This is a genomic window from Candidatus Neomarinimicrobiota bacterium (genome assembly GCA_021157965.1).
Classification (GTDB): Bacteria; Fidelibacterota; Fidelibacteria; order Fidelibacterales; family Fidelibacteraceae; genus Fidelibacter.
Map to the genome: position 1 here is coordinate 177,776 of JAGGVO010000041.1, position 12,867 is coordinate 190,642.

Sequence of the window (12,867 nt, forward strand, 5' to 3'; positions counted from 1 at the left end):
ATTAGAGAAAAAACCGGTAAGAAGGTTTCAGGATATGTGGTCTCCGGATAAATTCAGAGGACCGGACAGTGAAAAAAAGCTCTTCTGCAAAAGAGGGGTTATTCTCTTTTAGCAATACGCTTGATATCATCTATTTGTGCAATGGTTTTTTTGTATCCTTCCGCGATAATTTCTTTTCCCATATCGAAATCCATGAGTCTAATGTGGCCCAGATCCGGCGCGATGAGGATATCAGGTGGATTCAGTTTGAGTCCCAGCCGGGAAATCTGCATTTCCATGATATCCAAAGACTGGCGGTAGACATCAAGAAAGCCGGGAATTTCCTCCTTTTTATCTGAAGTTCCGGGTTCAATTTTAAACCAGACCTGGAGCAGGGATTCCACCGAGGGGAAGCGGCCGGGAAATTTCTCAAAGATAGCTTTATTCAGAGCTTTATCCCGTTTTTCTTCCTGTTTGGATTTTTTTCTTTTTTCCCGACGTTGTATCAGGCAGTGATTCAGATCCACGGCGATGATCACCTCGGCGCCCATCTCTTTTACCACATTCACAGGGACGGGATTCAGGAGTCCGCCATCCACACAAAGGTGTTTTTTTATTTCGACGGGACGGAAAATGCCCGGGATGGAGATGCTGGCACGGACGGCTTCTTTGACAGATCCTTTTGAAAAAATGATTTCCTCTCCGGTTTTCAGATCGGCTGCCACCACCCGGAGAGGGATTTTTAAATCCTCAAACTTTTGGACTGTCATCATGTTTTCGGCCAGATTCATCACCTTTCGCCCTTCCAGGAATCCTGTAAGGCTTATGGAGAAATCCAGCAGGGACACCACCCGTTTCCAGTCCATGTCCAGCACGGTTTGTTGAAATTCCTCTATATGGCCCGAAGCAAAAATAGCGCCTACATAAGCGCCGATACTGGTTCCTGCCACATAATCCACAGGAATGTCATGTTCCCGAAGGGCCTGAATCACGCCGATATGGGACCATCCCCGGGAAGAACCGCTTCCCAGGGCCAGTCCGACTTTTTTCCGCCGGCTCATTCGGCAGGCTCCAGGAGAAATTTTTCGAAAAAGAGCATAAGGCTTTGAGTGTAAAAATCCCGATTATTTTTCTTGCGAAAACCGTGCCCCTCATCCTTGGCCAAAAGGTACCAGGTTTCCGTATCATTTTTTTTCACTGCACTCAGAATCTGTTCGGCTTCGCTTGCCGGAACCCGGGGGTCATTGAGTCCCTGAACGATGAAAAGAGGTGTGGAAATTTTGTACGCATTATTCACGGGCGCAATGGATTCCAGGAAAGCCCGCATGTCAGGATCCCTTTCATCCCCGTATTCCGCCCGGCGCAAATCCCGCCGGTAAGATTTCGTATTTTCCAGGAAAGTGACAAAATGGCTGATTCCAACAATATCCACACCGGCTTTCAGGCGGTCGTTATAGTGTGTCAGGCTTGCAAGGACCATATATCCGCCATAAGATCCGCCCCATACGGCCACACGGTTTTCATCCAGTTCCGGCTGTTCTGCAATCCAGTCCAGCAGGGCGCCGATGTCACAGACCGATTGTTCCCGCTTGTAGCCGTTATCCAGAAGAAGGTAGGATTTTCCATACCCGGCAGATCCCCGCACATTCGGAGCCAGAATGGACACGCCCATATCATTCAGGATATATTGGAAGGTGGATGAGAAGGAGGGTCTGAACTGACTTTCAGGTCCGCCGTGAATATAGATGATGACAGGTGCTTTTGCCTCATTGCTTTTGCCCTTGTAGTAAAAAGCGGGGATTTTCCGGGGCGTTCCGTCAGGCAGGGAATCGAAGGTTGTATAGTGGATGAGTTTCGGCACTACAAAACTTTCCGTATTGAGTCCGCCCACTTCGCTGGCAGTCCACCGTGTGAGGGTGGCATTGGTCAGGCGGATGGAATAGACATCCGTGGGGTTTTGGGGTGTATTCAGGCTGATAGCCAGCTCTGTACCGTCCTTGTTAAATCGCAGACCTCCGATGATTCCATCCGGGATTTTGGGAAGATTCAGGCGTCTGCCGCTCCGGAGATTCAGGACGGATAAGCGGCTCAGACCGTCTTCATTGGTCACCAAGGCTAAAAGCATGCCATCCCGGCTGACGGTAAATCCGCTGACATCCCAGGAAGTTTTCAGCGGAAGCGGTTTGATGTTTCCGCTTGACACATCGTAACAGCGCAGGGTTTGAAATTCTGAATTTTCATCGGATGTAAAGTAAATTTTATCACCCGGGAGAGGCCATTTGGCGCTGCCGTAGGCAATGTTTTCCGGAGACGGGTGTATTTGGGTTAACTCGCCGCTTTGCACATCCAGGATATACAGATAGGATTCATTAATGGAGATATAATTCAGGAGGATGAGTTTATCGTTTGCGGGAGACCAGTCGAGGGGTTCCCAGTATCCTTCCAGCCGAGCTGCCATCCTGGCGTTGCTTAAATCATCCGCCGGCGCCACATATATGTCATAGTCCGTGCCATTCCGCCGGGTTCCGGGATAGGCCAGGAGCGAACCGTCGTTGGACCAGAGAGGGGTTCCGTGGCGGGCATTTCCGTCTGTAATCATGGTCACCCGGCCATCCTTCAGATTCATGGCAAAAAGCTGGTATGCTTCGTTGCCGCCCACATCCTTCATAAAAACCACAACAGGATTATTTTCGTCCGGACACACGGCAACATCTCCTACCGGTTCATCAAAAAAGGTGAGCTGGTAGCGGGTACCGCCGGGTGTGCTGACCTTATGAAGCTGGGATGTTTCACCGAAACGGGTGGAAATCAGCATACCTCCACCGGGAAGCCAGTCTTCAAAATAAGCCGAACGGACATTTTGGTACTGGTTCAGCCGGTCTTTCAGCGCTTCAGGGATCGGAGGGATATTTTCCATCACCAGATTACCCAACTCGGTTCGGTCCGCCTCAGAAACCGTTCCGCAGGCATTCAAACCGATGAAGATCACAAGAATCCAGACAGAATATTTCAGTTTCATGGCAAGCCCTTTCGTTTTATTTCCAAGCGCAAAAATCAAAATAAAAAAGAATATTGAGAAGAGAAAGGGAAACAAAGTGTTAGTTGGCAGTCGGCAGTTGGCAGTTGACAGTCGGCAGTTGACAGTTGGCAGTTGACAGTCGGCAGTTTCCAAGTCCCGGCATCCGTTTAATCCACTCAAAAACACCAGCCGCGAAGCGGCGCTAACTTCCAGCATCTAAAGAATGAATGACCCTGGTTTCGTATAATGTTCTGCACACAATCGCTGATTTGCAGCATTCAAACACTTTTGTAATCGTCTTAATCCTGTATTGTAAATTAAAATTATTAGGATATTAGAAAGTTACGTCAACACGGCACTGAACTGATTTTGATAGTCTGTAGCCAGAAAGTGATTTTTAATTGAAAAAGCGTCTCAGATGGCGACGAAATAATATTGTAAAAAAGAGGCATATATGCTTAAGGGTGTGTGGGAGCTACAAGATTCGAACTTGTGACCCCCTGCTTGTAAGGCAGGTGCTCTGGACCAGCTGAGCTAAGCTCCCCTTGAAAAGCCAAGAATTTTACGATTAGACGTTATATTATGCAAGGGAAAAGTCAGTTGGCAGTCATCAGTCGATAGTCTGGACGCCGGATTATTGTATGTTTTGGGATACGCTGCCTTTCTTATACTCTTTTACTTGTATTATGTATCATTTCCCGGCATCTCCGCGCATTCTGCGGGAGGAATCAACTCAGAACTTCGTCCTCTTTTTCTTCACAATCAGCACAACAATGCCTCCCACAATCATGATAAAGCACAGGAGCTGTCCCATGGTGACCCAATTGAAAAAGAGAAAACCCAGTTGTTCATCCGGTTCCCGGAAAAATTCGATGATAAAGCGCCCGACACCGTAAAAAATGAGTCCGGCAGCAAATTTTACATGTCCGGCCACCTCTTTTTTGTGAAGCCAGAAAAGAAAAAGAAAGAGAAGGAGTCCTTCAGCCAGGGCTTCATAGAGCTGAGATGGGTGGCGGGGAATACCACCCGAACCGGGGAAAATGATAGCCCAGGGGACATCAGCCGGCCGACCCCACAACTCCCCATTGATAAAATTTCCCAGACGTCCGAAAAAGAGTCCAACCGGCGCAATGGTTGTAAACTCTCCGATCAAATCCCAGAATTCAATCCGGTGTTTCCGGGCGAACCAAATAACAAACAGGATAATGGCGATAGCTCCGCCGTGAAAGGACATCCCCCCGTGCCAGGTCATGAAGATTTCTGCGGGATTTTTCAGGTACCAGGAGAGATTGTAAAAAAGAACGTATCCCAGACGGGCACCCACCAGCAGACTGATAATGGCGCCCGTAAAGAGGGAGTCCAGTTGTTCCACCGTCATTTTCAAATTTCCCCGGCGGATGACATGCTTCATCCAATAGTAAAAACAGATAAACCCCAACACGTACATGAGCCCGTAATAACGGATCTCAAAACTGCCGATTTTAAAAAGATAAGGCTTTAAGTTGTGGACCCATGTCAGAATCATGGTGAACTCCTTCCATGTTTTCGGGAATTTAAAAGATTCGGACCTGGAAAAAAAGAAAGGTGCTTGGAAATAACCCGGAAAACTTTCAATGTCCTCCCCCGCACTCATACCATCCTTCGACACATTACAAAAAGACTGTTTGATGTAAACCGTTTATATAACGCAAAATCAGTGATATAAACAAATGCCTCTTCAGGTTATCCACAAGGGATGTGGATAAGTGTGGATAATAATATTTTTTTAAAATTCCGGCATTCTGCTGATTACCAGCAGGTTGCGTTATAGTAGAATTGGTATGTCTCAATGTGTGTACACAGGTTATCCACATTATGAACATTGCGTTGGAAAAGCGATCCGGACTTGCTGAAAAGCCATTCCGTCAGTAGATTTCATGAAAAAAAAGAGGAAAATATGATCAGGACAGCATTACCGGGAGTCAGCCTCCGTTTTGCAAATTCCGGAGATTCGAAACAGATTTCAGAATTTATCAGGGAGCTGGCGGTGTATGAACGTATGAGCGGTGAGGTGCTTGCCACGGAAGAATCGGTAAAGAATACATTATTCGGAAAAAAGGTCTATGCTGAGGTGATATTTGCTGAATTGGATGGAAAAGCTGTGGGATTTGCCCTCTTTTTTCATAACTATTCTACCTTTGTTTCCAGGCCGGGACTCTATCTTGAGGATATCTATATTTACCCGGAATACCGGGGGCGTGGTATCGGCAAGATGATGATGACTTATCTGGCAAAGCTTGCGATGGAGCGGGGCTGCGGTCGTTTTGAGTGGTCGTGCCTGAAATGGAATAAGTCTTCCCTGGATTTTTACGCCTCTTTGGGAGCCGAAACCATGAATGAGTGGGTCACCCTCAGGGTAAGTGGTGAAAAATTAAAAGATCTTGCCGGTCTTTTTAATCAGCAGGAGGATTGATTACTGCCGCCATGCCAGCACCCGGGGTAAGATAAATTCCGCCAGATGGTGTGTATCTGCCTCTGTGCCTGAATAACAATACGAGAGAGCTATTGTAATAAGCGGTGCATTTTTTATAAGATCTTTCATTTCGTTCAAAAAGCGGAGGATTTCATCATCAGTCCACAAATTTCCCTGTCCGAAAAAGGTGGCTCGGTTAAACACATCCACATCCAGGTCCAGGGCAGTTTTTACAGGATTGATTTGGCGTAAAGCCGCAGGAATATCCGGGTGGATATATTGCCTGACATCCTTTTGGATCAGGACCTCCGGATTCAGTCCCTGCTCTGTGTTCCGCTGGTAGCAGTAAAAATGAATGCCTTTGAAAAAATTCCCCCGGACCGCCGGGCTTATGAAGGAATCCTTTCGGATCAGGCGATCTTTTGAGATGACTTTTTTCAATGCATCCGGATTGGCGAGGAGCCTGAACAGAGAATTGTTATCGCCGGAAAAATCATCAGCTCCATCCCAGTGATAATCCACATGAAAAAGAGTCTCCGGGAGGATATCCCTGTGTGTCGCCCAAACCCACAGCGCCCATTTATGATCATCCATGACCCACACCCCGGGGGCAATTTCGAGGCAGGCATCGTTGTTTCCTTCTCTTGGGTAATCGGGACATTGCATGGGGAAAGATAAAGAGAAAATGCTGAATTTTAAATGAGCAATTGGACGGGGGCGGGAGGGGATTCAGGAGTGGGGAAGAAAGTAACGCGTGACGCGTGACGAGTTGACGCTTCAATTCCCCCGAACTAAAATCCGGGGCTTTCAATCCCCCAATCGAATCAATCCTTTTTTGGAAGCTGGAAGTTAGAAGTTGGCGTCGCTGCGCTCCTGGTGTGTTTGCGTGGATTAGAGGGCGTTGGGACTTGGGAACTGACGCCTGACGCCTGCCAACTTAAAAAGTAACGCGTGACGCGTGACACGTGACAAGTTGACCGATCCTGACGCTGTCGCCTGACGACTGTCGACTTCTCACTGTCACCCCAATTTCCCGGACTGAAGTCCGTGCTTATGTCTCTCCGTTACACCTGTCCATCATCCCTCTCTCTTTTATCTCCGTTCTAAAACGTGTAAATTATATAATCACACCATCAGGGAGAGAGCATGCATATTCCAAGACCCGGAAAATACGTGATTCATGACGAGGATGAAGAAAAGCGTTTTGATTTTTCAAAGTATCTAAGGCGGCGGAAACCCTCCCGATCATTCCGGGGAACGCTGATTATGCTGATTATTGTGGTGGTGGTTTATTTTTTTCTTCAGAGTTTATTGAAATGAGGTGACTATGAAATTAGTGGAATGTGTCCCGAATTTTAGTGAGGGACGTGATAAGCAGTTGATTGATGAAATTGTCCGGGATATTGCATCGGTCGAAGGGGTCCGGGTGTTAGATACCGATCCCGGTGTGGATACAAACCGGACGGTGGTAACTTTTGTCGGAGAACCGGAGGCAGTCCTGGAGGGTGCTTTCCAGGGGATTAAATCGGCAGCCGAACGCATTGACATGCGCCATCATACCGGTGCCCATGCCCGGCTGGGGGCAACCGATGTGTGTCCCTTTGTACCCGTAACCGGAGTCACTGTGGATGAGTGCATTGATTTGGCTAAGCGTCTTGGCCGGCGGGTGGCGTCTGAACTGGGAATTCCCGTCTACCTTTATGAAAAAGCCGCGACCCGTCCCGAAAGGCAAAATCTGGCGGATATCCGGGCCGGAGAGTATGAAGGACTGGCAGAAAAACTTGAAGATCCCGAATGGGTCCCCGATTTCGGAGAAGCCGTTTTCAATGAACGGTCCGGTGCCACAGTTATTGGTGTACGGGAATTTCTTATTGCCTATAATGTAAATCTGAACACCCGGGATCGGAAACTGGCCCATGACATTGCTCTGGATATCCGGGAAAAGGGTCGGGCAAAACGGGATGATAAGGGAAAAATCATTCGTGATTCAGAGGGAAAGATTGTCAGGGTTCCCGGATTGCTTCGGGAATGCAAGGCAGTTGGCTGGTATATGGAAGCCTTTGATTGTGCCCAGGTATCGATTAATCTGACCGATTACCACATAACGCCTGTTCATAAGGCCTTTGAAACGGTGGCGGAAGAAGCGGCGAAGCGGGGATTGCGGGCCACCGGGTCGGAACTGGTTGGACTCATCCCCCTGGAGGCGATTCTTCAGGCGGGAGATTATTATTTGAAGCGCCAGGGGAAATCCCCGGGATATCCTGAAAAAGAACGGGTACGTATGGCCGTACAAAGCCTGGGGCTCTCGGAACTCACTCCTTTTAATCCGGAGAAAAAAATTATTGAATATTGTGTGCAAAATAATGAAGAAGAACCCCTTTCCGGTATGAAAATCCGTGATTTTGCCGATTTGCTGTCTATTGATACGCCTGCACCCGGTGGAGGAAGCGTGAGCGCTCTGGCCGGTGCCCTGGCGGCAGGGCTCGCATCCATGGTGGCACATTTGACGGCAGGTAAAAAAGGATATGAGAATGTCCGGGAAAGAATGCTTGTCCTCCCGACGGAAGCACAGGAATTGAAAGACAAACTTCTTTTAGCTATTGATGAGGATACCCAAGCCTTTAATGCGGTGATGGAAGCCTATCGCCTGCCTAAAAAAAGCGATGAACAAAAGAAAGCCCGGGAAAAAGCGGTTGAAAAGGCCGTGAAACATGCTTGCCGTATTCCCCTAAAAGTCATGGAACTCTCGTACCAGGCTCTTTGCTTATGCCGTGAGGTGGAAGAAAAGGGAAATGTAAATTCACAATCTGATGCAGCGGTGGGTGTTTTGATGGCACAGACTGCCATGAAAGGCGCCGCCCTGAATGTCCGAATCAATCTGAAAGATCTGAAAGATGCGGATTTTCAGGAAAAGATGAACCGGACAATGAAATCCCTTCTGGAAAAAATGGAAGAAGAATCAGGAACTAATTCGCAAGGGACCGGGTTTCAAGGATGTGATCCTTGAATGATTCGCCTGCTTCGCTTCCCCCGGAGTAAACCGGACAAGGCTGTATAAGCAATGGTTGTTCACTCTATAACTACAAAAAAGATGTGGACTTAATGAGTAGCAATTCCCATTTTATAAAGTATTCTTACAATGATCATGATAAAAGAGAAAGGGTTATATGACTAAAACGAGCATTCTTTTCCATTTCGACACCGGGTCTGGACAAACCCGGGAGCAGTTGAAAGCCACCGTACAGGCGATGATTCAGCAAAGAAACAATGATATCGAATTAATTGGTATAACCAATGAACCGGAGGAATTAAAAAAGCTGGTACAGGTGTCCAGGCCTTTGAAAACAGTTCCTGCCGGTAAAAAGGACGGATTGTCTGTCATGTTGAACAAAGCCCTGAAAGTGAGTGAAGGGGAATTTATTCTTCTGCTGGATAATGTGACAACACCGGTTTTGTTGCGGAAAGCAGCTGTAGATGCTTTTATGATGGCAGCAGAGCGAAATCCCGATGCCGGTCTTTTTTATGCCAGTTATGAACTGGAAGACCAGGGAAAGGTGGAAGAAAAGCATTTGCTCGATCACCATATTGGCCGTGTTCGTGATAACATGGATTTCGGGAAAGCGTTTTTTATACGGAAAGATACCCTTGAAGCTGTGGGTGGTTTTGACGAATCGGTCAAATACAATGTGCTGTATGATATGCGCTTGAAATTGTCCGAGAAGCAGCGTGTTGTTCGTATAGCTAACCGCTATAACGGTTCACTGTACCGGGTCCAGTCTGCTGGTAAAAAAGCAAATGTTTTCGATTATCTTCTGGCAGGGAAAGAAGTGCAGCTTGAAGCGGAGCGGGTTGTTACCGAACATCTTAAACGGATTGATGCATATCTGGCACCCGGGATTTTCCGGGATCACGAACCGCCGCCGGCAAAAGAACCGGAACTGATTGCGTCTGTTATTATTCCTGTCGGATTCCGGCCGGAATTTATCGGTACTGCTATTGAAAGTGTTCAGGCGCAGTCCATTCAGAACATTGAATGTATTGTCATGGTTAACGGCGGAGATGAAGACCCGACAGCAGATGTGGTACGGAAATACATGAAAGGCGGAGAAAAATATGACAGAGAAAAGCCCGAAGTCCGCCTGGTGGTTCTGGATATCAATAATATCGGACTCTGCCTGAATATCGGTTCCAAACTGTCCCGGGCCAAATACTATGTCCAGTTGGATTCAGACGATCGTTTGAAACCCGATGCAGTGGAAAAGGTGCTGAAGGTTTTTGAATCCGATCCGGAAATCGGCATGGTGATTGGCTCTTATGAAGTCTGGGAAAAGAAAGACAGCGGCGAATTGGTCCGGATGAAAGAGATCCCGGTTGTGACCCATGATGAATGGACGGATGATAACGGTCGGAACAATTTACTCCGGATTAACGGAGCCGGAGCTCCCCGGTGTATTCCCATTCACGTAATCAAAGAGATGGGTTATTTCAGTATCAATGACGATCCTCATGCCCGGAACTATGGTGAGGATTATGAAATGGTCAATAAAATTGCCGAATATTACCGGATTGGCCGTGTGTGGGATCCCATTTATGAAGTGGTACGTCACGGTGGTGGTACGGACCATGCTATTGATCAGAATACCGTTGATCGGAATGATAATGCTAAAGACGACATGCGCCGGGAGGCCATACTGCGGCGTCAGGTTTTCAACCGGAACCGGAAAAAATAGAGAACCGGACCTCTCTTCCTGTCCGGAAAAGGGGTGAGCAATATAAACAGCAGGTGTGGAATCATGCCTGCTTTTTTTCCAACTTATGAAAATGGGAGAATGTTATGACACAGGATCTGCTGATTATAGGAATTGACGGAGGTGCCACAAAGGTCAGCGGCTGGACCGTTGAGCGGAAAGATGATGGCACATTTGAGTTGGGGGATCTGAATGTTCAGAAAAAATACAGTGAATACAAATATTATGATCCGGAATTCAAGCCGGTGGATATCAAAATTCAGCTTAAAGAGATGGAGGATGGTATTCATCTGACAGATAGGGAAAAACGCCAGGGAATAGCTTATATGTATGCCACGGCGGATGTGATTATCGAGTTGGTTAAAGCAAACCCCGGAAAGAAGGTCCTGATTGGTATTGGCATGCCCGGGTTGAAAACAAGGGATAAACGGGGTATCAGCGCGTTGGCAAACGGCCCCCGTATGCCCGAATATGCCTCCATTGTTGAGAACCGGGTCATGTTGAATGAAATATCCCTTGCATCCACTATCCATCATCTGGGATCGGACGCGGATTATTGCGGACTGGGAGAGGAGTATTCCTCTCAAGGGCAATTCAGGGGAGTTCAAAACAGTTATTACCTGGGTGGTGGAACCGGTGTGGCTGATGCTCTGAAACTAAAAGGCCGGCTGGTCCCCTTTGATGCCATTAAACCCTGGATGGCCAAAGCCTGGGAAATGAAAGCAGACAGCGGAAAATCCATGGAGCGTTATTGTTCTGCCGCCGGCATACAAAGCATCTACAGCGAGTATTCCGGTATACCTGTGTCAGAATTGAACCAAAAGGAGATCTATGCCCCACAGATCTTGGAAAGAGCCATACAAGGTGAAAAAGCGGCTGCAAAAACCATGAAAGAAGTAAGTCATTATCTGGCAGAACTTCTTTTTGAGCGGATTTCCACACTCTATGCCGGATCCCAAAATCAATTTGAGTTTGTAAATCCTGCCCGTGCTCAACTCGTTTCATGGCATCCGTACCGGGGGACACTTCTGGATCATATCATTATAGGCCAGCGGTTGGGGGATTATCTTGAAGCATCACGGGGAAAGAATCAGATGTGGGAGCCCGTAATCAGACATCTTGGCGAACTTATTTCAGAAAATGAAAACTTGACAAAGGAATTCAAAGAGCATTACCTTAAAGGGAATACATTTAACGAAAACCGCATTGTCCTTTCCAAACTCCGTGAAGCCCCGGCCATGGGAGCGGCGGTGGATGCATGGCTTTCAAGGGAAGGATAATTTTTTACACGAAATGGAAGGTGCGCTATGTTAGAACCTGGTGTGATACCTCAAAAAGAGCCCCGGCTACGCGTGGGAATTGTGTTGCCGGAAGATGACCAACAGGAAATTCAGATAGAATTTCCCTCGGATGGCAGTTATATCATGGAAGTGGACGGCGCTCTGGCAGATCCCCGGCCGGGAGCACAGTTGGTTCTCAGGGTGGCCGAAAAAGGGATCCAGATTCAGGATTCCCCCTTTGTAAAAGCGGAAAAAATTGTTTTCAAACATGTCAGCGGAGATCATGGCCTGGGTGTTCATCCGGTGATTACCGGCCGGAGTTTTCACTGGAAAAAATACATCATGGTTCACCTTCCTGATAAGGTGGAAATCACTCGTTATAAAGACTCACTACTTGTCGTGAACGAGCTGGATTTGGAGACATACCTCATGTGTGTGGCCACATCGGAAATGGGTTCTGAATGTCCCACGGCACTGATAGAAGCTCAGACCATTGTCGCCCGAAGCTGGATGCTGGCCAATGTGGAGCAAAAGCATATCAGTCTGGGTGTTGATGTGTGCAATGATGATTGCTGTCAGCGGTATCAGGGAATGAACAACCTGACGGATCATTCCCGGGAAGGAGCCAATCAAACCCGTGGGAAAGTGCTTCTCTACGACGGGAAGATGGTCGATGCCCGCTATTCCAAATCCTGTGGCGGTGTGATGGAGCGATTTGAAAACCTCTGGTTCGGTGATCCCCTGCCCTATATGAAAAATCTGAAGGATATGCCGGAGACAGAGAATGCCCCGGACCTTACGGTAGAGGAAAATGCCCGGGAGTGGATTCTTGGAAATCCTGAAGCCTTCTGCAGCGAAGCTTATATCCCCCAAAAGGATTTAAAAAAATATCTGGGCAGCGTGGATGAGGAAAGTCGTTATTTCCGGTGGCATGTCACAATGACCAATAAAGAACTGACGGTTAATATCAATGATAAGTTGGGATTACACATCAAAGCGGTAAAAGATATTTATCCAATTCAGCGGGGCGGATCCGGGCGGATGATTCTGATGGGCATCCGGGTTTTGAATGAAAGGGGAGAAGAGGAAGAGTTGAAAATAAAATCGGATTATGAAGCCCGTCGCATTCTCCATAAAAAGTTTCTGTACAGCTCTGCCATCGTGGTGGAAAAAAAGAAAATCCGCAAGGATATCCCCGGAGAATTTCTCCTGTACGGAGCCGGTTGGGGTCACGGCGCAGGCATGTGCCAGATCGGAGCCCTGGGCATGGCCCTTGCAGGATATTCTGCCGAGGAAATACTGAAACACTACTATCCCGGTGTTGAGCTGAAATCCATCTATTCTTAATAGAACTCACTGAATAAAATGCAGACCCGTGGGAAGATCCGT

At 47.5% G+C, this 12,867-nt stretch carries 10 protein-coding genes and 1 tRNA gene; 6 read left to right on the top strand and 5 right to left on the bottom strand.

Annotated features, from left to right (window positions below):
* Positions 1–98: 98 nt before the first annotated feature.
* From J7K63_05995 to J7K63_06010, 4 genes are all read right to left on the bottom strand, one after another.
* A complete protein-coding gene (locus J7K63_05995) occupies positions 99–1,040 on the bottom strand; it encodes a patatin-like phospholipase family protein (protein ID MCD6234570.1) in 942 nt (313 codons plus the stop codon).
* Complete coding sequence (locus J7K63_06000) at positions 1,037–2,896, bottom strand: S9 family peptidase (protein ID MCD6234571.1); 1,860 nt, start codon at positions 2,894–2,896, stop codon at positions 1,037–1,039. The genes J7K63_05995 and J7K63_06000 overlap by 4 nt, the downstream gene beginning before the upstream one ends.
* A 571-nt stretch (positions 2,897–3,467) precedes the next feature.
* Positions 3,468–3,542 (bottom strand) — tRNA-Val (locus tag J7K63_06005).
* Positions 3,543–3,731: 189 nt separating this feature from the next.
* The gene (locus J7K63_06010) at positions 3,732–4,523 is read right to left on the bottom strand and encodes a prolipoprotein diacylglyceryl transferase (GenBank protein ID MCD6234572.1); all 792 of its coding nucleotides are present in this window, start codon (positions 4,521–4,523) and stop codon (positions 3,732–3,734) included.
* Positions 4,524–4,934: 411 nt separating this feature from the next.
* Between J7K63_06010 and J7K63_06015 the strand changes: the two genes are divergently transcribed.
* Entirely contained in the window at positions 4,935–5,450 is a 516-nt protein-coding gene (locus tag J7K63_06015; protein MCD6234573.1) for a GNAT family N-acetyltransferase, read from the top strand.
* Here J7K63_06015 and J7K63_06020 read toward each other — a convergent pair whose 3' ends face one another.
* Entirely contained in the window at positions 5,451–6,044 is a 594-nt protein-coding gene (locus J7K63_06020) for a hypothetical protein (protein MCD6234574.1), read from the bottom strand.
* Between the two features lie 552 nt (positions 6,045–6,596).
* Here J7K63_06020 and J7K63_06025 point away from each other — a divergent pair.
* The 5 genes from J7K63_06025 (at position 6,597) to J7K63_06045 (ending at position 12,825) form a co-directional block, all read left to right on the top strand.
* The gene (locus J7K63_06025) at positions 6,597–6,770 is read left to right on the top strand and encodes a hypothetical protein (protein MCD6234575.1); all 174 of its coding nucleotides are present in this window, start codon (positions 6,597–6,599) and stop codon (positions 6,768–6,770) included.
* A gap of 7 nt (positions 6,771–6,777) precedes the next feature.
* Positions 6,778–8,457 (top strand): glutamate formimidoyltransferase, encoded by a 1,680-nt coding sequence (ftcD, locus tag J7K63_06030; GenBank protein MCD6234576.1) that lies wholly within the window; start codon positions 6,778–6,780, stop codon positions 8,455–8,457.
* A 160-nt stretch (positions 8,458–8,617) separates the two neighbouring features.
* Complete coding sequence (locus tag J7K63_06035; GenBank protein MCD6234577.1) at positions 8,618–10,180, top strand: glycosyltransferase; 1,563 nt, start codon at positions 8,618–8,620, stop codon at positions 10,178–10,180.
* 104 nt (positions 10,181–10,284) lie between these two features.
* Positions 10,285–11,478, top strand: a complete 1,194-nt coding sequence (locus J7K63_06040; protein MCD6234578.1) for an ROK family protein — start codon at positions 10,285–10,287, stop codon at positions 11,476–11,478.
* 27 nt (positions 11,479–11,505) lie between these two features.
* Positions 11,506–12,825: a SpoIID/LytB domain-containing protein gene (locus J7K63_06045; GenBank protein ID MCD6234579.1), complete on the top strand. Its 1,320-nt coding sequence runs from the start codon at positions 11,506–11,508 to the stop codon at positions 12,823–12,825.
* Positions 12,826–12,867: the final 42 nt, after the last annotated feature.

Coding starts and splice junctions, on each gene's coding strand:
- J7K63_06015 (MCD6234573.1), top strand. CDS start 4,935: ATGATCAGGACAGCATTACCGGGAGTCAGCCTCCGTTTTGCAAATTCC.
- J7K63_06000 (MCD6234571.1), bottom strand. CDS start 2,896: ATGGAAAATATCCCTCCGATCCCTGAAGCGCTGAAAGACCGGCTGAAC.
- J7K63_06010 (MCD6234572.1), bottom strand. CDS start 4,523: ATGATTCTGACATGGGTCCACAACTTAAAGCCTTATCTTTTTAAAATC.
- J7K63_06025 (MCD6234575.1), top strand. CDS start 6,597: ATGCATATTCCAAGACCCGGAAAATACGTGATTCATGACGAGGATGAA.
- ftcD (MCD6234576.1), top strand. CDS start 6,778: ATGAAATTAGTGGAATGTGTCCCGAATTTTAGTGAGGGACGTGATAAG.
- J7K63_06020 (MCD6234574.1), bottom strand. CDS start 6,044: ATGGATGATCATAAATGGGCGCTGTGGGTTTGGGCGACACACAGGGAT.
- J7K63_05995 (MCD6234570.1), bottom strand. CDS start 1,040: ATGAGCCGGCGGAAAAAAGTCGGACTGGCCCTGGGAAGCGGTTCTTCC.
- J7K63_06045 (MCD6234579.1), top strand. CDS start 11,506: ATGTTAGAACCTGGTGTGATACCTCAAAAAGAGCCCCGGCTACGCGTG.
- J7K63_06035 (MCD6234577.1), top strand. CDS start 8,618: ATGACTAAAACGAGCATTCTTTTCCATTTCGACACCGGGTCTGGACAA.
- J7K63_06040 (MCD6234578.1), top strand. CDS start 10,285: ATGACACAGGATCTGCTGATTATAGGAATTGACGGAGGTGCCACAAAG.